This window comes from Streptomyces sp. NRRL F-2664 (assembly GCF_000719345.1).
Taxonomy (GTDB): domain Bacteria; phylum Actinomycetota; class Actinomycetes; order Streptomycetales; family Streptomycetaceae; genus Streptomyces.
On the sequence record NZ_JOFX01000012.1, the window covers coordinates 134288 to 153463 of the forward strand.

Here is a 19176-nt window from a genome sequence, read left to right on the forward strand (position 1 = left end):
GCTCTTCACTCCAACAGGTGATGAGATGCGGGGCACCGGTGTGCCGTGGCGCCGGCCCGTGTCGGGCGCCGCCGGCTTCCGGTGCCCCGGCGCTCAGGCGTCGATGCGCGAGCGGTCCAGCGTCGCCGCGGAGCTCGTGATGAACTCCTTGCGCGGGGCCACCTCATTGCCCATGAGGAGGTCGAAGACCTGCTCGGCAGAGTCCAGGTCGCCGATGTTGATCCGGCGCAGGGTGCGGAAGCGGGGGTCCATGGTGGTCTCCGCCAGCTGGTCCGCATCCATCTCGCCGAGGCCCTTGTAGCGCTGGATGGAGTCCTTGTACCGGATGTTCTTGCGCTGGTACTCCAGAAGGGTCTGGCGGAGCTCGTTGTCCGAGTACGTGTAGACGTACTTGTCCTGCCCCCTCTTGGGCTGGACCAGCTCGATCCGGTGCAGCGGCGGGACGGCCGCGAAGACCCGGCCGGCCTCGACCATCGGCCGCATGTAGCGCTGGAAGAGCGTCAGCAGCAGGCAGCGGATGTGCGCGCCGTCCACGTCGGCGTCGACGAGCAGCACGATCTTGCCGTAGCGGGCGGCGTCGATGTCGAAGGTCCGGCCCGAGCCGGCCCCTATGACCTGGATGATCGCCCCGCACTCGGCGTTCTTGAGCATGTCCGAGACCGAGGACTTCTGGACGTTGAGGATCTTGCCGCGGATGGGCAGGAGCGCCTGGAATTCGGAGTTGCGGGCGAGCTTCGCGGTGCCCAGGGCGGAGTCGCCCTCGACGATGAAGAGCTCGCTGCGGTCGACGTCGTCGCTGCGGCAGTCGGCCAGCTTGGCGGGGAGGGAGGAGGTCTCCAGCGCGGTCTTGCGGCGCTGCGCCTCCTTGTGCTGGCGGGCCGCGATCCGGGTCCGGGCGGCCGCGACGATCTTCTCCATCACCGCGCGCGCCTGCTGCTTGTCGTCACGCTTCGTGGAGGTCAGGAAGGCCTTGAGCTCCTTGGCGACGACCGCGGCGACGACCCGGGTGGCGGCCGAGGTGCCGAGCACCTCCTTGGTCTGGCCCTCGAACTGGGGTTCGGCCAGGCGGACGGTCACGACGGCCGTCATGCCCTCCATGACGTCGTCCTTGACCACGTCGTCCTCGGCGACGCGCAGCAGCTTGGCCGAGCGCAGCACCTCATTGACCGTCTTGGTCACCGAGCGTTCGAATCCGGTGACGTGGGTGCCGCCCTTGGGGGTGGCGATGATGTTCACGAAGGACTTGACGTTGGTCTCGTAGCCCGTGCCCCAGCGCAGGGCGATGTCCACGCCGAGCTCTCGGGTGACCTCGGTCGGGGTCATGTGGCCGCGGTCGTCGAGGACCGGGACGGTCTCCTTGAAGGTGCCCGAGCCGGTCAGCCGCAGCACGTCGCAGGCGGCCTTGTCCTGGGCGAGGTACTCGCAGAACTCGCTGATGCCGCCGTCGAAGCGGAAGGTCTCCTCGGTCTTGCCGGCGCCGTCGACGGCGCGCTCGTCGCGGACGACCAGGGTGAGGCCGGGGACGAGGAAGGCCGTCTGCCGGGCGCGCTGGTAGAGGGTCTCCAGGCTGAGGCGGGCGTCCTTGAGGAAGATCTGGCGGTCGGCCCAGTAGCGGATCCGGGTGCCGGTCCTGCCCTTGGGGATGCGCTTGACCTTGCGCAGGCCGTTCGCCGGATCGAAGGGGCTGTCGGGGTCCTGCGCGGTGAACATGCCCGGGACGCCGCGGCGGAAGCTGATGGCGTGCGTGGAGCTGCCCCGGTCGACCTCGACGTCGAGGCGGGCGGAGAGGGCGTTGACCACGGAGGCGCCCACGCCGTGCAGGCCGCCGGAGGCCGCGTAGGAGCCGCCGCCGAACTTGCCGCCCGCGTGCAGCTTGGTCATCACGACCTCGACACCGGACAGACCGGTCTTGGGCTCGACGTCCACGGGGATGCCGCGGCCGTTGTCCCTGACCTCGACCGAGGAGTCCTCGTGGAGGATCACCTCGATGTGGTCGCAGTAGCCGCCCAGGGCCTCGTCGACGGAATTGTCGATGATCTCCCACAGGCAGTGCATGAGGCCCCGGCTGTCGGTGGAGCCGATATACATGCCCGGACGCTTGCGGACGGCCTCCAGCCCCTCGAGGACGAGCAGGTGCCGCGCGGTGTAGTTGGAACCGTCCCGGTCTGCTCCGGACAGCAGCGCGCTGGAAGGCACGGACGTGTCGGCGGTCACGCAGTTCGCTCCTCGCTGAATTTCTTTTCTGGCCCGGTCGGGCGCAGGGGCGGCTCGGGTGCCCGTCGAAGGGTACCGAGGCCAGGTAGAGCCGATGCAACGCCACCCTCGCCCTCTCCTCACCCTAGTCCAGATCCGCACGGATGTTCGATCCCCCGGGCGGGTGAAGGAAACATCACGTTCCCTTCGGCGCATGAACCATTTAGGGTTCGGGCACGTCCTCATGAACAACCTGGCACTCACGCCAGGGAGGATGGAACTGCAACAAGCGCACGACTGACAACGCGAAACCGTAAAGCAACGCAATACGGCTCCTTCGCCGCCAACCGGCAACAGCCGGCCAGCTTCGGAAGGAAGTTTCGAGGAAAAGCCGCGAGCGGGAACGTTTTCGGCCTGGTTGGATGTTGACCCTGGTACGACAGCTCGTCGAGCTAGAGAAGAGGCGACGTGACTACTGTTCTGACACCCGCGACCCCGCTGACGGCCGCTGACCGATGCGACCGTTGCGGCGCCCAGGCATATCTGCGCGTCGTCCTGCTGAGCGGCGGTGAACTGCTCTTCTGCGCCCACCACGGTCGCAAGTTCGAGCCGGAACTCAAGAAGATCGCCGCGGAAATACAGGATGAGACCGAGCGGCTCACGTCCGCTCCGGCTGCCCACGCCGAACCCGAGGACCGCTGACACACCGGCCGAACCTCGCATCCGACGAGCCAGGACCGGCCAGGCCGGTCGACGGGCGGCACCCCTGAGACCCAGGGATGCCGCCCGTCCTCACGTCCGCCCGAGGCTCCGGGCGGCCCCTGGTTCCCCTGATGCCCATGAACCGACCCTGCTCGGCCCCCACAGGCCTCCGGGGCTCTCAGGCGACGTTCTGCACCCCATCGGGCTGCGCGGCCCTCAGGGGGGCCGTCACGAAGCCTGTCAGCGGGGCGATGCGCGTGTACACCCCGGGACTGTCGGCGCGTCCGCAGCCCCGGCCCCAGGAGACCAGGCCGATGAGGCGCCCCTGCGCGATCAGCGGGCCGCCGCTGTCGCCCTGGCAGGCGTCCCGGCCGCCCCCGCCGTCTCCCGCGCACACCATGGAGTCGGACCGGTACTGTCCGTCCGCGTCGCCCGGGTAGGCGCGCTCGCAGACCTCGTCCGCGAGCACGCTCACGCGCGCGGCCCGCAGCCCGTACGCATAGTCACCGAAGCCGCTCGTGTCGCCCCAGCCGTACACGGCCGCCTCGGTGCCGGGCCGGTACGCGGGGTGGCCGTCCTCGGCCATGGGGAGCACGTGGTGGGCCGGCACGGCCTCCGCCAGCTCCAGGACGGCGAGGTCGCCGGCGTTGCTCTGCGGGTCATAGTCCGGGTTCACCCGGGCCCCGCGCACCGCGATCTCCCGGCCGTCGGCGGCACGCAGCTCCGTACGCCCCGCGATCACCCGGAAATCGGCAACGGACTCGACGGGGCCCCCGAGGACCTGCCCACCCAGGCAGTGGGCCGCGGTGACCACTCTGGTGGGGGCCACGACCACGCCTCCGCAGAACTGTCCGTCCCGCGTACCCCCGAACCGGTCACGGCTGGCCAGGGCCACGACCCACGGGCTGTCGGCCGCCTTCACCGGCTTCCCGCCGATCACCACACTGTCCGCGGCCGCCTGGGGCATCTGGGCGAGCGGCGCCGCGGCCGCTCCCGCCGCCAGGGTCAGCGCGCCCGCCAGGACACGGGCAAAGGGACGACGCATGGGGCCTCCTGACTCCGAGTGTGCATGACTCCACCCAGAGTGGGATGCCCGGTGGCCGAGCGCACCCGCGCGGCCACCGCGCGTACCTCCGCGCCCGGCTCAGTCGAGGTAGTCGCGCAGCACCTGGGAGCGCGAGGGGTGCCGCAGCTTCGACATCGTCTTGGACTCGATCTGGCGGATGCGCTCACGGGTGACCCCGTAGACCTTGCCGATCTCGTCGAGGGTCTTGGGCTGGCCGTCGGTGAGGCCGAAGCGCATGGACACCACCCCCGCCTCGCGCTCGCTCAGGGTGTCGAGCACCGAGTGCAGCTGCTCCTGCAGGAGCGTGAAGCTCACGGCGTCGGCCGGGACGACCGCCTCGGAGTCCTCGATGAGGTCGCCGAACTCGCTGTCGCCGTCCTCGCCCAGCGGGGTGTGCAGCGAGATCGGCTCGCGGCCGTACTTCTGGACCTCGATGACCTTCTCGGGGGTCATGTCGAGTTCCTTGGCCAGTTCCTCCGGGGTGGGCTCGCGGCCCAGGTCCTGGAGCATCTGGCGCTGCACGCGGGCGAGCTTGTTGATGACCTCGACCATGTGGACGGGGATGCGGATGGTGCGGGCCTGGTCGGCCATGGCACGCGTGATCGCCTGCCGGATCCACCACGTCGCATACGTGGAGAACTTGTAGCCCTTGGTGTAGTCGAACTTCTCGACCGCACGGATGAGGCCCAGGTTTCCTTCCTGGATCAGGTCCAGGAAGAGCATGCCGCGGCCGGTGTAGCGCTTGGCGAGGGAGACCACGAGGCGGAGGTTGGCCTCCAGCAGGTGGTTCTTGGCGGGGACCTTGCCGATCTGCTTGAGGTAGTCCTTGACCGGGTCCGCGGTGGCGCCGGCCACCACGACCTGCTGGGCCGGGGCGTCGTCCTCGTCGTCGGAGATGACGAAGCCCTTGTTCTCCCCGCTCTCGTCCTCTTCGTCGCCCTCGGCCTTGACCGCCTCGGGCCCCTCGTCGGGGTTCTCGTCCTCGCCGGCCTCGTCGGCGTCCTTCTTGGCGGCGGTCTTCTTGGCGGCCGTCTTCTTCGCGGTCGCCTTCTTGGCGGGCGCGGCCTTCTTCGCCGCCGTCTTCTTCGCGGCCGCCTTCTTGGCGACGGGTTCCGCGGCGGTTTCCTCGCCCGCGAGGGCCTCCGGTGCCTGCGCTTCCGCCGCTTCGGGCGCCGGGACCGCGGGGGCGGCAGGCTGCGCCGCCGTCGCCCTGGCCGCCGTCTTCCTGACGGGCTCGGTGGCCGTCCGCTTGGCCGGGGTCTTCGCTGCGACGCTCTTGCGGGTGGTGCGCTTGGGCGACTCCGCGGCACTGACCATCAGCGTCACACCCTCTTCCTCGAGGATCTGGTTGAGGCTGCGCAGAACATTCTTCCACTGGGTCGCAGGAATCTGGTCAGCCTCGAAGGCCCGACGCACGTCATCGCCGGCGATCTGCCCCTCGGCCTTGCCCCGCTCGATGAGCGCCATCACAGACTCGGAATCGGCGATCTCCGGCGGGAGCGTACGGGATGTGCTGGCCGACACGAACAACCTCTCGGAACGATGGAAACGGCTTCCGACCCCGGGCCTGGTGGTGCTGGACCGGAGCCGACGACCACCGACCGGGGATGGGCCGGCGGCGCGGGCAGAGGCCGGGGAGCTGCACAGCACCCCAAGGGCTGCTGTCTTCCCTCCGTCGGCCATCACCTCTTAAGTCATCGCGCGGCCTCGCGGAGCGTTACGCACAATCTTCGTGGCCCGAGTCACACCCCGTGTGCGCGGCGGTCGGTCATACGGTCGCACCGCGGCGTTCGCGCCGCCCCCGCGGCGGCTCCAGCAGGGGTCCGCACGGCGGTCCCGCCGGGCCCGGCCGGGCCCGGCGACGCGTCGTACACACCCGCGCACCCGCCCGTCAGTGCTCGCGCGGGGCGGGAACCACGCGCTCGACCTCCGGATGAACCGTCAGGAGCTGGCGCATCGCGTTCTCCGCACCCGTCGCGTCACCCGCGGCGAGGGCTTCGACCATCCGCGCATGGTGCGCCACGCAGGTCTCGCTGGGGCGGTCGCAGGAGGTCATCGGGCTGCCGGAGACCTGGAGGGCGGCGGAGACGATGCCCGAGAGGTGCTCCAGCATGCGGTTGCCGGCGACCTGGATGAGGAGCGCATGGAACTCGTTGTCGGCACGGGCGAAGGTGATCGAGTCGCCCTGGCCGAGGGCGTGGCCCATGATCTCGACCATGTCGGCGAGGCGCTGCTGGACGTCCGGGCGGCCGTGTCCGGCGGCGAGGCGCGCGGCGAGCGGCTCGATCGTCCAGCGGAGCTCGCCGAGCTCGCGGCGCTGGTCGTCGCGCTGGGGCCCGAAGGCCCGCCACTCGATGATGTCGGGGTCGAGCAGGTTCCAGTCGGCGACGGGACGGACCCGGGTGCCGACGTTGGGGCGGGCGCTGACGAGGCCCTTGGCCTCCAGGACGCGGAGCGATTCGCGGACGACCGTGCGGGAGACCTCGAAGCGCTGGCCGATCTCCTCGGGGACCAGGGGGCGGTCCGCACCGAGGTCGCCGGAGACGATCATCTGGCCGAGCTGCTGGACGAGTTGGCCGTGCAGGCCGCGGCCGCGGCTGCCTGCCGCGCGGCGGCCGACGCGGCTCAACTCGACGTCGGCGCCGTCCCAGTGGGGTGCTCCGACGCGGTCGGACCCGGGGGCCTCCGCGTAGGGGTAGCGGTCGAGTTCGCCCGCGCCGGCGAGGCCGGAGTCGGCATGGCGGGCGGCGGTCATCATGGTGTGCGCAAGGGTACTCACGAATCCTTTGTCGGTCGTGCCTCCATGACCCTTGAGGTCTTTGGTGAAAAGCACACGAAAGGGTGATCGGTGCCACCTACGCAATTGACGACTTATCGTAAGGAACCGGGCCCTTTGCGGGGAGTTGCGGTCGCTTGACGTGACATGGACTGCAACGGTCCCGTCCGTGACCGCTCCCGCATCGGAACGGTCACCAACGGACCCTGCTGCGCAGTCCGGTGAACCCATAGGCGCACAACAGGACCATCAGCGACAACAGCAGTGCGGTCGCGACGGGTTGGGTCATCACCCGGAGGGCTCCTACGAGCAGCCGGTCCGCCTCCGGCGGCCACTGCACCCAGGACAGGCTCCGCAGCCGGGGCCCCAGCCCGGTCATCGGATACACGGAGGAGCCCTCCAGCGCCTTGCCCACCAGCGGAACCACTCCCACCGGTACTGCGAGCACCGCCGCGAGTCCTGCGGTGGCGGACCGGAAGACGCCGGAGGCCAGTACGCCGGCCCAGGCGCAGCCGATCAGCAGACCGGCCCAACTCGCCGCCGGGGAGAGCCACTGCGTCGGGAGGTGCAGGGGCCCGCTGTCGAAGACGAGTGCCAGGGCGGCGGCGTCGGCCGTGACCACCAGCGCGCCCAGCAGCAGGGCCAGCGCGGCGCAGACGCCGAGCTTCGCGGTGAGCAGCCCCAGCCGGCGCGGCACGGTGCCCCGGTCTGCGGCAAGGGCGGGGTAGCGGTACTCCTCTCCGAAGGCCAGGGCGCCGAGCAGCCCGGCACCCAGGGCGGCGGGCGGCAGCGGCAGCAGCTCGGGCCAGGCGGCGAGCAGCCGGCTCTGCGGGGTCTGGCCGGCCCGGGCGAGCACGAGCGCGGTGAGGACGGAGACCACCACGACGAGGGCGGTGGTGAGGACAGGGGTGGCGGTGCCGAAGACGCGGAGCAGCTCGTAGCGCAGCGGTCGCAGGGGTCCGCCCACGCGCCGCACGGCGGACGCGGGCCGGGGGGCACGCCCGTCCCCGCTACGGCCGGCGCGGTCTGCGGCCGCGGGGCCGCCCACGGCTCCGGAGGCGCCCGCCGCTCCGGACGCGGCTGCGGCTCGGGCGTGCGGGACGGGGGCCGTGGAGGCGCCGGCGTCGCCCGTCTCGTCGGCGAGCCGGTGGACCAGCACGCCGTGGCGGAACGCCGCCTCGCCGACCTCGGCACAGTTGCTGCCGTACACCGACAGGCGGTTGCCGCTCTCCTCGACGATCTCCACCGCACGCTGCGCCGCGCGCGCTTCCCGCCCCAGTACGTCGGCCAGCCGGGCCGCGTGCGGGGTGCGCACGGCGACGCGGGGCCGCAGCCGGGTCCGCGCGAACTCCGCGGCCTCCTGGTCGGCGACGAGGCGGCCCGCCTCGATGCTGACGACCCGGTCGGCGCTCCGGGCCGCCTCCTTGGCGTCGTCGGTGGTGAACAGCACGGCGCCGCCCAGGGAGGCGTGGCCGCGCAGCAGCCCGTACAGCCATCCGCGCTCGCGCGGGGAGAGGCCCGCGGCGGGCTCGTCGAGGAGCAGGGTGCAGGGATCGCCGAGCAGTGCCGAGGCCAGGGCGACCCGGCGTTCCATGCCGAGCGACAGCGAGCCCAGACGCTGGTCGCGCAGGCCGGCGATACCGACGACTTCGAGCATGGTGTCGGCCCGCGAGGCCGGCACCCCGGCGGCGGCGCAGAGCATCCGCAGCTGGTTGCGGACGGTCCGTGCCGGGTTGCCCGGGACGTCCCCGAGGACCACTCCGACCTCACGGCCGGGGTGCGGGATCCGGTGCAGCGGACGGCCGCGGAAGTAGGTGACGCCGCGGCCCGGTTCGAGTTCGAGCATGAGCCGCAGTGCGGTCGTCTTGCCCGATCCCGGCTCGCCGAGCAGGGCGGTCACGTGCCCCGGGCGGGCCTCGAAGGTGAGGTCGTCCACGAGGGGCGGGGCGTGGGGGCGGGGTTTGCTGGTGAGTCCGATGGCCTGGAGCATCGCTTCTCTCGCGGGGGGTGAGACCGCTCTGCGGCAGGGTGAGTACCGCAAGCAAGATAGCGCGATATGTCCGATTTTCGGCGCAACCGATCCGATGGAATGCCGATCGTTCCGTCCGTTTCACCCGGGGCCCGAGCCCGGGCTCCCGCGCGGCCGCCGGCCGGGCCGCGGTGTCAGACCTCGGGGCGCAGCATCGGCGGATTGAGCAGCGTGGCTCCGCCTGCCCGGAACAGCTGGGCGGGGCGACCTCCCTGACGGGTCGTGGTCCCACCGGTCGGCACCAGGAATCCGGGGGTGCCGGTGACCTTGCGGTGGAAGTTGCGCGGGTCCAGGGCCACGCCCCACACGGCCTCGTACACCCGGCGCAGCTCGCCCACGGTGAACTCGGGCGGGCAGAAGGCGGTGGCCAGCGAGGAGTACTCGATCTTCGAGCGGGCCCGCTCCACCCCGTCGGCCAGGATCTGCGCGTGGTCGAAGGCGAGCCCCGCGGCGCCCTCGTCGCCGACGGCCAGCACCTCGTCGACGGGGGCCCAGCGCGCGCTGTTGGCGTCGCCTCCCGCGCGGGGTGCGGGGAGGTCCGGAGCCAGCACGAGATGCGCGACGCTGACGACGCGCATGCGCGGATCCCGCTTCGGATCCCCGTAGGTGGCCAGCTGTTCGAGGTGGGCCCCGTTGCCGGCGCCCGGCATGGCGGGGTCGTGGGCGCACAGGCCGGTTTCCTCGGCGAGTTCCCTCGCGGCGGCCGCCGCCAGGTCCTCGTCCCCGCGGACGAATCCGCCGGGCAGCGCCCAGCGGCCCTGGAACGGCTGCTCACCCCGCCGGACGACCAGCGCGCACAGCGCGTGGCGCCGCACGGTGAGCACGACCAGGTCGACGGTGACTGCGAAGGGCGGATAGGCCGACGGGTCGTAGGGCGACATGCCGCGATCATAGTCGTCTGCCTGACGATAAACAGCGCTTTGGTGACCTTGAGGACGGCGGCGTGCGGGCGGGGAGCCGGCCCCGGCGGGCCCGACCGGCGACGCCCGCCGCGCAGCCGCCCGAGGCGGGGCGCCATCGCCCGCACCGGCCGTCCGTCCGCTTCCGGCCGCGGACACGGTCTAGCCGCCCAGTTGAAGCGCATCTGCGGCCTCCTCCACCATGGCGAGGCCGAGTCGGCTGACCCGGACGGCGAAGGGCTCCCCCGCCACCCGCAGACCGGCCAGGCGGATCGCGCCGAGCGGTGCGCTGGAAAGGGGGACGAGGGTGACGGTGCCGGCGGGGGCGTCGGGGCGGATCCCGGCGAGGGCGGTCAGTACATGAATCCCGGCGGCCGCGGCCACGGCGGCGGGGCGGCAGGCCGCCGGGTGCGGGACGGGGACGCTCCCCGCGGTGCGCTGTTCGGCGGCGAACATCTCCGGCAGCCGGTACCCGAAGGCTTCCGCCGCGTCCAGCATGCCCCTGAGCAGGCCGGCGGCCTCCTTCTCGAAGCCCGCCGCGGCCAGGCCGCAGACGGCCACGGCGCTCTCGTACGCCCGCACCGCACCCGAGCGGTGGCCGTACGGGTTGTGCCCCGGCTCCTTGAGGGCCATGCTGCGCAGCCCCCAGCCGCAGTCCATCGCGGGGGCTCCGAACAGCCGGGCCACCTGCTCGGTGCGGACCCGGTCGAGGAGCCCCGGTGCCGGACGGCCGCCGCGAAGGAGCCCGGTGTCGAGCAGATGGGCGGCGGCCCCGGTCAACCGCGGCAGGGGCCGCCCGTCGGGATGCAGGGCCGAGGCCGGCCTTCCGCCGTCGGGGCCGTCGATCCAGAACCGGTCGCGGAACCGCTCGCGCAGCGCGGCCGCCCGGTCCCGCCACTCCTCGGCGCCGGGCCGGCCGCGCGCGGCGAGGAGGTCGGCGCCCAGGACGGCGGCCCGGTGGGCGTGGGCCTGGGTCTCGCTGCGCCGCGGACCCGGGTCGGGATCGGCCAGGAAGCCGTCCTCGCCGAAGGCGCCGCGCAGCCAGTCGAGGCACCGCTCGGCGGCGGGCAGCAGCCCGGCGACCTCGTCCTCCGGCAGGCCCCAGAGGCGGGCCTCGGCGAGCACCGCGGGGAAGGCGAGGGTCGCTTCGGTACCGGTGCACGCGGGCGGCAGCTGGGGCCCCGCGCCGCGCAGGGGACCCGGGATCCAGCCGGCCTCGGCGCCGCGGCCCTCGATCTGGGTCCGGGCGAGGACCCGCAGGGTGGCGGCGGCGAGCCCGGTGCCCAGCGGCAGCGCCATGCGGGCGGCCCAGAGCGACTCCGCCGGCGCCAGCCCGAGCCGCCAGGGCACCCCGGCCGCGGCGAAGGCGTCGCCCGGCTCGGCGGGGTCGCGCGAAAGGAGCGCGCACAGGTCCTCGACGCTGGTACGGAACCAGGCCTCGGCCCTCGGGTCGTCCCCTTCGGCCCGGGCGTCCGCCAGGGGGTTGGCCACCTGCCCGGCGGGGGCCCGCGCCGCCCGGTCCTGCGTGGTGCGCAGCTCGATGGTGCGGGCCGCGCCGGGGTCCATGTCGAGTTGCCAGCGCAGCAGTCCTGCGGAAGCCACCGCGTCGTCCGGTGCCGGCTCCGCTGTGGTGACGGACTGCGCCCCGCCGGCGCTCCAGCGCAGACCGGCGGCGTGGACTCCGGCGGGCAGCTCCGGGCCGGCCCGACCGGCGGCCACCGCGGCCAACTCCGCCAGGTCGGTGCCGAGGAGCACCTCCACGGTGAGGCGCACCGGCCGGGCCGCGAAGCTGCGCAGGGTGATCCGTTCGGTGCCGTCGGCGTGGCGGATCCGTTCCAGCGCGATGTCCGGGTCGGGGCCGGGCTCGGCGCCGGTGCGCACGGTCGCGGTGAAGGCGGCCCGGTCGGCGCCGAGGCTGCGGCCCCGCACGGCGACCGGTTCCCGGCCGCCGACGCGCAGCATGCAGCGGGAGAGCAGCCGACGGCCGGAGCGGTAGATCCCGTCGATCCCCTGGCCGGTCAGCTGGCCGTGTTCGGGCGAGATGACCAGGCAGGGGGCGGCGACACAGATGACAGCGGCGTGCACGGGCGGCAGTTCGGGCCTGCGGGCCGCGGGCACGGCGGTCGGGCGGGGAGGTGCGGGGTGGGACATGGGTCGCCTTGTCTGCGCTCCGGTGGCTTCGGCTGGGCGGCGGCGCGGCCGGGGCGGCACCACCCCCCATCTGAACGCCCCCACCCCCGCCCTGGTCACGGGCCCGGCCTCCGACCGGGCGCCCCGGGGGCGCGGCCCGCACCGGGCGGCCGTGGCCGCGGCGCTGTGCGGGACATGCGGGGAGCCGCCGCACCTCGGCCGGCGGGCGCTCACTGCCCGCTCCCCGCGGTGCGGCGGGATCCGCGGCGCGGTGCCGGCCGGCTCCGCCGTCCGGGCGGCCGGGTGACGGCGGCCGCCCGGGTGTGCCTCGGTTCGCGGCGGCGGCGCTCCGCCCGCAGGCACTGCCGCAGCCCCTCGGGGTCGATCCCCTCGTTGCAGGCGTGGTGCAGCAGTTGGGCGAAGCGGTAGGCGGAGTCGGCCCGCAGGGCGAGGCCGAGGATGATCCGGGCGGTCGGCTCGTCGCCGGTGGACCAGGAGACCCAGCCGGCGAGGGTGAGGGGGGCCGCGGCGTGCTCGCCGTAGGCGCCGACGCAGCGGCGGGCCAGGGCCCGCCACAGGCGCAGGGCCGGGGCCGCCTCCTCGCCCTCCATCCACTCGGCGGCGATGTCCCGGATCTCGCGGTCCTGAAGGCCGAGGATCAGGGAGGCGGCCTCGTCGTGGCCGAGCAGCGCATCGTCCCAGTCGTCGCCCTGGGGACCGCCCTCGGCGGGCGGGGCCTGGGCCATGCGCCGCATCAGGGTCCGCGCCAGCGTGATGGTCTCGGCGCCGACCTCCTCGCGGGTGGCGCCGTGGAGAATCCGCGGCATCAGCGCGGCGGCGGCCCGGTCGAGGGCCCCTTCGGCCTCGTCGGCGACGGCCCCGCGCAGCGGAGCGAGCCTGCCTTCGATCTCTTCGAGGGAGCCGCGGACCTGGAGGCCCGCGAAGGTGGCGGCCGCGGCCATCACCGAGGTGCCGACCGGGGCGAGCGGGCTGCCCTCGGCGGGGCAGCACCGCTCGTCGGGGCATACGTAGGACCAGAAGCGGCCCGCCGACAGGCACAGGGCCTCCAGCACCGGCACGTCCAGGGCTCCGCAGGCCAGCCGGATCCGCTGGGCGAACGGCCGCAGCCGGGCCATCACCTCCCGGCCGGTCTCCTCGCCGCGCGGCTCCTGGCAGAGGTAGACGACGATGCCGTCGGGCTTGGCACCGCGTCGCTCGCTGCCGCGGACGAGGCAGTCCGCGACCTGCCGGGCGGTGTCCTCCCATTCGGCGGGCGCGGTGGGGATGCCGACGCGGAGCCGGCCGCCGAAGCGGCCGCCTTCACCGTGCACGGCGACCATGACGAGGGAGTCGGAGGGGTGGAAGCCGAGCATGTAGGGCAGCGCGTCGGCCAGTTCGGCCGGGCTGCGCAGGGTGATCTGCGGTTCGTTGGCGGTTCCGGCCGGGCTGGTGAAGGACCGGTCGGACGGGCGACGGGATGCGCTGTTGTTCGTCATGTCACGAAGGTCCCGCGCATGATCCGATCCCGAAAGCCCTGTGGATAACTGCCGGCGCCCCCGCCACCCGCGGGCGGGGAGCACCGGCGGTCGACGGCCGGGCGCCGCCGCTACAGCGGCAGCGGGAGCGCCACCGCGTTGTAGGGGAGGTCCGGCTCCGGGGGCTGCGGGAAGCGGGAGTTCGGCAGGTAGAGGTGATTGCCGTGGACGGCCGCCGCGCAGGGGGTCTCGAAGCGCGCGTCGGTGACGGTGCGGGCCAGGCGGGCGTTGTGCCCGGTCGGGTCCAGGCGCAGCACGGCGAGGTCGTTCATGCGGGGTGCGTACAGGGTGCGGCCGCGCACCAGGATGCCGTTGGTCGTGGGCAGCGTGAGCCCGCCCAGATCGGTGCGCCGGGCGACACCGGTCGCCGGGTCGACGCGGAACAGGCTGCCTCCGTGGGCGTGGATGTTGACCACCAGGAGCGCGGACCCGTCCGGGGTGGCCGCGATGCCCGTGGCGGTGAGCCCGTCCGAGGGGCCCTGCGTCCACTCGCCGCCCAGCCGCAGGGTCGCCACCGCATCGCGCGCGGGCAGCTCCCCGCGCGGACCGAGCGGCAGGCGGAACAGCTGTCCGTTGAAGGAGTCCGTGAACCAGGCGGCGCGCGGCGTGAGCACCACGTGGTCGACGAAGGTGTCGGCGTTGCCGACCTCGTACGTCTCGATCACCGTGCCGGTGATGCCGTCGAGAACGGTGATCAGCCGTCCCCAGCCGCCCGCGACGAAGACCCGCTGCCGGTCGTCCACCTGGAGCCCGACGGCGTAGTACCCCTCGCCGAGGCCCGGGTTGATGACCTTGCCGCGGCCGGTGAGCAGGCAGGCCCGGTAGATCGCGCCACCGAGAAGCGAGCCGAAGTAGGCGTAGGGTGCCGGGCCGATGCCGATGCCGGCCGGGTGGAAGCCGTTCGGCAGGTGCAGGACGTCGGGCCGGCCGCCGGCGCGGGGGCCGGTGCGCTCGGCGGCGACCGCGGTCCCGCCGCCCCAGCCGGCGCCTCCCATCAGTGCTGCGGCGCCCGCCGCCGTGCCGATCCCGAGGAACCGTCGTCGTGCCATGGCCGAGCTGAGCATCGCGCCCCCTAGTGGTGTCGTCTTCGCGCCGGAGTGTGGTGGGGGGCGCCTGGATTCCGCTCGATTCCGGCCGGGGGGCGGCTCGAGAGGGCCCGGGCCGCGTTGACAAGATCACGGGGCGGTCGCTCTAATGAGGAACGTGGCGCGTGGCGCCGGCCAAAGAGAACTGGGCCGGCCGGTGACCGGGCGACCACCCGCACCTCAGGGACCGTCGCATGCGTTCTCTTCTCACAGGCTCCGCCTGATCCAGGCGCCTCGGCGCGCCCGCACCGCCGCTCGAAGCCGGCCGTGCCGTGTCCCCCGCGTCCTGTCGTGCCGCCGCCGCCCGTCCCCGCGCGCGCCGTTCTCCGGCGTGCCGTCCGGGCCGGACGCAGCCGTGCCGCACGCAGCCTCTTCCTTCCCCCCTTTCCCTGCACGTCTCCACCGCCCGAGGGAGTCCCACCCCGCATGTCCTTCAACCAGACCGTCATCGACGAGTTCCGCGCCCACCAGGGAAAGGTCGGCGGTTACTTCGAGGGCAGCGACCTGCTGCTGCTCACCGTCACCGGCGCCAGGTCCGGCGCCGAGCGGACCGTTCCGCTCGGCTACGTGCGCCACGAGGACCGCCTGCTGGTCATCGGCTCCAACCTGGGCGGACCGAAGCATCCCGACTGGTACCACAACGTCCTCGCCAACCCGATGGTCCAGGTGGAGGTCGGTACCGACTCCTTCGAGGCGATCGCGGTGCCCGCCGAGGGCGAGTACCGCGACCGGCTGTTCGCGCACGTCGTGGCGGTGGAGCCGGGCTACGGCGAGTACCAGGAGAACACCAGCCGCGTGCTGCCGGTGGTGGTGCTGGAGCGCAGCGATCCGGCGCCCGGGGAGGGTCCGGCGGAGATCCGCAGCCTCGCCGACAAGCTGGTCGAGGTGCACGTGTGGCTGCGCGGGCAGCTGCGGCACGTGAGCGCCGAGGTGGACGCCTACTTCGAGACACTGGCCGCGCACCGGGGCGACGGGGCCGCGCCGGCGCCGGGACTCGGGCTGCAGATCCGTCAGCACTGCCTGGCCTTCTGCCAGACGCTGGAGATCCACCACACCGGCGAGGACGCCCACATGTTCCCCGCCCTCGCGGCGCAGAACCCGCACTTGCAGGACGTCTTCGAGCGGCTGCGGACGGAGCACGTGACGGTGGCGCGACTGCAGCAGGAACTGAGCGGGCTGCTGGCCGACATAGGCGGTGCGGACCCGGAGCGCTTCCGCAAGGAGTTGGCCCGCATGTCGCAGGAGCTGAACGCACACCTCGACTACGAGGAGGAGTCGCTGCTGCCCCTGCTCGCGGAGATCCCCTTCCCGCCCGGCCCGCCGGCCTCCTGAACGCGCCGTGCCCCCGGCGGGCCGGTGTCGGACCGCCGGGGGCACGCACGCGGAGCGCACGGCGCCGCTACGGCACGGACGGGCCGAGGGACAGTGCCCGGGCGGCGTACGCGGCAGCGTTGGGCCCGAACTGGAGCACGATGTGTCCCGCGGCCGAATGCACGTCCCGCCACAGCCGCTGGAGCGGCGAACTCTCGCTGTGCCCCGCCGTCCCCGAGGCCCGGAACAGCCGGTCCACCGCTCCGACCAGCAGATCGGCCACCAGCGCGCAGTCGCGCTGGGCCCGCGCCGTCTCCAGCTCGGTGATCTCCCGGCCCGAATCGGCCACGGCCGCGATGCGCTCCAGCAGCAGGCGGGCGGCGTCGATCTCACCGCCCGCCCGGGCGAGGGTCTCCTCGTAGAAGGCCCGGCCGGGACCCGGCACTCCGGGCCGCTCGGCGCGCAGGCGCTCCTGCGCGTACGCCGACCAGTGCGCGAGGGCTCCCTCGGCGGCGCCGAGCATCGGCAGGCAGAAGAACAGCCCGTTCACGGCGGCGAGCGGCACGACCGGGACGGCTCGTGCTGCTCCGCCCCCGCCGGCAGGCCCGTCCCCTCCCGCACCCGTGCCGTCCGCGAGGGCGCGCCCGGCCATCAGGTCATCGGCGGGGAAGGACATCTCGCCCGGGACGTGGACGTCGTCGACGGTGAGCGTGTGGCTGCCCGTCGCCCGCATGCCGATGTCGGACCAGGTCCGCTCGACGGCGTAGGCGGAGCGCGGCACGGCGAAGATCCGGCGCTCGGCCGGGGCGTCGGGAGTCTTGGCCAGGCCGAGCACGAGCGCCCAGTCGGCGTGCTCGACGGCGCTGACGTACGGCCAGGTCCCCGTCAGCCGCCAGCCGCCGTCGTCCGGCAGGGCGCGGCCGCGCGGCGAGACGGAGCCGACGACCAGGGTGTCGGGCCCGTCCTGCCAGAGGCGCTTGCGGCCCTCGCGGGGGAGGAAACCGGCCATCCGGGAGAGGCTGAGGGCGATGGAGGCGCACCACGCGGTGGCCGGACAGGACGCCCCGAGCGTGGTGAGTGCGTCCGTGAGCGCACGGAAGCCGCCGCCGCGGCCCCCGTGGTCGAGGGGCACGAAGTGACGGGCGAAACCGGCATCCAGCAGGGCCCGTACGACGTCCGGATCCAACGAGCGGGCGGCCTCGGCCGCTTCGGCGCGGCCGGCCGCGAGGCCGGCCACCTCTGCGGCGGTGAGGGCCGGTTCGGGCGCTGACGGTGGCTGCTGGGGCATGGGCCGGCTCTCCTTGCGGTCGGTGCGAGGAGCCAACGTCGACCGATCCGATCGGGCACGGCTACAGGTCCCCTAGGGCAGCGCTACAGCCGCACTAGAGCGGCGTGCGCCGCGTGGGACATATGTCACAGCACCCGCCGACCGGTCGGCGGCGGAGGCGGAGGGCAGCCATGGAGACCGGTCGGTACGGCCGGGTCGGGCACCCGCCCACTCTTCCCGCGCGCTTTATCACAAAGCGGCGGAGGATGTGAATCCGGCACCCGGAATCACCGATCCGGAACCTCTCCGACCGGTCATACTTTACTTGATCTTGGGTTGTCGAAGTCGTAGCCTGGCGAGACGTCGGGCCGGCTCCCCACGCATGGCCCGATCTTGCCATCGGGGGTTTTACAGAATGTCAAAAGATTCCTCTCGACCGTCGGAGTCCCTACCGTTCGCGGAAATCAGCGTTCTCGGACCATTGAGCGTCGAATTCAACGGACAGTCCATCGTGCCCACCGCGGGAAAACCGCGGCAACTGCTCGCCCTCCTCGCCCTGCGCTGCGGCCGGGTCGTCCAGGTCCCGACCCTGATGGAGGAGGTGTGGGGCGAGGACATCCCCCGCAGCGGGATGACCACCCTGCAGACCTACGTCCTCCACCTGCGCAGACTCATCGTCGAAGCCCTGCCCGAGGGCTCGGAGCGCACTCCGAAGGACCTCCTGGCCACCCGGTTCAACGGCTATCAGCTCTCCGTCAAGCCGAAGTCGTTCGACCTGGTCGAATTCGAGTCACTGGCTGGATCCGGTGACAACGCGCTGGAGCGCGGGGACGCCGAGGCGGCCTCGAAACACCTCCACAAGGCATTGGAATTGTGGCGTGGTCCGGCATTGATGGACGTGCCGGTGGGCCGGGTTCTTTCCATGGAACTCATGGGTCTCAACGAAGTAAGAATGCGCGTTCTCGAGCAGCGAATTCTCGCGGATCTCTGGCTCGGCAAGAGTGCGAGTCTCGTTCCGGAACTGCGCAAGCTCGTGGAACAGCATCCGCTGCACGAGAAGCTCGCCGCGTGCCTCATGATCGCCCACCAGCGGTCGGGGTCGGGCTGGCGCGCCCTGGAGGTCTTCCGCGATCTGCGCAAGGCCTTGATCAACGAGCTGGGCGTCGAGCCGTCCGGCCGGCTCCAGAGCCTGCACCAGGAGCTGCTGTCGAACGCCACCGACCTGTCGCTGCGCGAATACGTCCTGACGTGAGCGCGCACGGGGCAGGGGTGCTCAGCGAGGTCGCCGACGGTGTGTTCGCCTACGTCCAGCCGGACGGCAGCTGGTGCGTGAACAACGCCGGCCTCGTCGTCTCCGAGGGCCGGGCGGTCCTGGTCGACACGGCGGCGACCGAGGCACGCGCGCGCAGCCTGCGCGCAGCGGTCGTGGCCCGGGGCAGGCCGGTCCCGCACGCGGTGGTCAACACCCACTCGCACGGGGACCACACCTTCGGAAACTTCGTCTTCCCGGAAGCGGCCGTGTACGCGCACCACGAGACGCGGCGGGAGATGGCGGCAGCCGGCCTCCACCTCACCGGGCTGTGGCCGGAGGTCGAGTGGGGGGCGCTCGAAGTGGTGCTCCCGGAGGTGACCTACCAGCGCGAACTCACTCTCCATGTCGGGGCAGTGACGGCGCGTCTGATCCACCTGGAGGTGGCCCACAGCACGAACGACACCGCCGTATGGGTGCCCGAGCGGCGGGTGCTGTTCACCGGGGACGTGGTCATGTCCGGGGTGACGCCGTTCCTGCCGATGGGGTCCGTGGCCGGTTCGCTGCGGGCGATCGCGCGCATGCGGGCCCTCGACCCGGCGGTGGTCGTGGCCGGGCACGGCGTGGTCGGCGGCATCGAGGTCCTCGACACGACGGAGGCCTACCTGCACTGGCTGCAGGAACTGGCCCGCCAGGGCGTGTCCGCGGGGCTGACGGCGCCGGAGGCGGCCCGGGAGGCGGATCTCGGGCCCTTCGCCGGCCTGCTCGACGCCGAGCGGATCGTGCCCAACCTGTACCGGGCGTTCGCCGAGGAACGGGGCCGCACGCACGGCGGGGCACTGGACATGTCGGCCGTCATCGCCGAGATGGACACGGTGTTCGAGGAGATGGCCGCCTACCGGGGCGCTCCCCTGGCCTGCCACGCCTGACACCG

General features: G+C 73.0%; 14 protein-coding genes. 4 read left to right on the forward strand and 10 right to left on the reverse strand.

Going from position 1 to position 19176, the window contains the following annotated elements; all coding sequences use genetic code 11:
• Positions 1-93: 93 nt before the first annotated feature.
• Positions 94-2214, reverse strand: coding sequence for a DNA gyrase/topoisomerase IV subunit B (locus tag IF89_RS0114030; RefSeq protein ID WP_030766427.1), 2121 nt, complete (start codon positions 2212-2214; stop codon positions 94-96).
• Between the two features lie 447 nt (positions 2215-2661).
• Here IF89_RS0114030 and IF89_RS0114035 point away from each other — a divergent pair, with 447 nt between their 5' ends.
• Positions 2662-2895 (forward strand): DUF7455 domain-containing protein, encoded by a 234-nt coding sequence (locus IF89_RS0114035; RefSeq protein WP_030028922.1) that lies wholly within the window; start codon positions 2662-2664, stop codon positions 2893-2895.
• A gap of 178 nt (positions 2896-3073) precedes the next feature.
• Here IF89_RS0114035 and IF89_RS0114040 read toward each other — a convergent pair whose 3' ends face one another.
• The 8 genes from IF89_RS0114040 to IF89_RS0114075 form a co-directional block, all read right to left on the reverse strand.
• Positions 3074-3940 (reverse strand): S1 family peptidase, encoded by an 867-nt coding sequence (locus IF89_RS0114040; RefSeq protein WP_030766428.1) that lies wholly within the window; start codon positions 3938-3940, stop codon positions 3074-3076.
• Positions 3941-4039: 99 nt separating this feature from the next.
• Entirely contained in the window at positions 4040-5485 is a 1446-nt protein-coding gene (locus tag IF89_RS0114045) for an RNA polymerase sigma factor (protein WP_030766429.1), read from the reverse strand.
• Between the two features lie 367 nt (positions 5486-5852).
• Positions 5853-6794 carry a FadR/GntR family transcriptional regulator gene (locus IF89_RS0114050; protein ID WP_324605333.1) on the reverse strand — a complete coding sequence of 314 codons (942 nt, stop codon included), beginning with the start codon at positions 6792-6794 and terminating at the stop codon, positions 5853-5855.
• Positions 6795-6930: 136 nt separating this feature from the next.
• Positions 6931-8727 carry an ABC transporter ATP-binding protein gene (locus tag IF89_RS0114055; RefSeq protein WP_030766431.1) on the reverse strand — a complete coding sequence of 599 codons (1797 nt, stop codon included), beginning with the start codon at positions 8725-8727 and terminating at the stop codon, positions 6931-6933.
• A 173-nt stretch (positions 8728-8900) separates the two neighbouring features.
• Positions 8901-9647: an NUDIX hydrolase gene (locus IF89_RS0114060; RefSeq protein WP_030766435.1), complete on the reverse strand. Its 747-nt coding sequence runs from the start codon at positions 9645-9647 to the stop codon at positions 8901-8903.
• A gap of 180 nt (positions 9648-9827) precedes the next feature.
• The gene (locus IF89_RS0114065; protein ID WP_051807058.1) at positions 9828-11816 is read right to left on the reverse strand and encodes a glycogen debranching N-terminal domain-containing protein; all 1989 of its coding nucleotides are present in this window, start codon (positions 11814-11816) and stop codon (positions 9828-9830) included.
• Between the two features lie 209 nt (positions 11817-12025).
• Complete coding sequence (locus IF89_RS37965) at positions 12026-13291, reverse strand: DUF4192 domain-containing protein (RefSeq protein WP_078628293.1); 1266 nt, start codon at positions 13289-13291, stop codon at positions 12026-12028.
• Positions 13292-13401: 110 nt separating this feature from the next.
• Positions 13402-14379 (reverse strand): superoxide dismutase, encoded by a 978-nt coding sequence (locus IF89_RS0114075; protein WP_234327756.1) that lies wholly within the window; start codon positions 14377-14379, stop codon positions 13402-13404.
• Between the two features lie 462 nt (positions 14380-14841).
• Here IF89_RS0114075 and IF89_RS0114080 point away from each other — a divergent pair, with 462 nt between their 5' ends.
• Positions 14842-15747: a nitroreductase/quinone reductase family protein gene (locus IF89_RS0114080; RefSeq protein WP_030766444.1), complete on the forward strand. Its 906-nt coding sequence runs from the start codon at positions 14842-14844 to the stop codon at positions 15745-15747.
• Between the two features lie 67 nt (positions 15748-15814).
• Here the strand turns inward: IF89_RS0114080 and IF89_RS0114085 are convergent, their stop codons facing one another.
• Positions 15815-17014, reverse strand: a complete 1200-nt coding sequence (locus IF89_RS0114085) for an acyl-CoA dehydrogenase family protein (protein WP_043193918.1) — start codon at positions 17012-17014, stop codon at positions 15815-15817.
• A 460-nt stretch (positions 17015-17474) separates the two neighbouring features.
• Here IF89_RS0114085 and IF89_RS0114090 point away from each other — a divergent pair, with 460 nt between their 5' ends.
• A complete protein-coding gene (locus tag IF89_RS0114090; RefSeq protein WP_234327757.1) occupies positions 17475-18245 on the forward strand; it encodes an AfsR/SARP family transcriptional regulator in 771 nt (256 codons plus the stop codon).
• Positions 18242-19171 (forward strand): MBL fold metallo-hydrolase, encoded by a 930-nt coding sequence (locus IF89_RS0114095; RefSeq protein ID WP_030766452.1) that lies wholly within the window; start codon positions 18242-18244, stop codon positions 19169-19171. Before IF89_RS0114090 ends, IF89_RS0114095 begins: the two co-directional genes overlap by 4 nt.
• Positions 19172-19176: the final 5 nt, after the last annotated feature.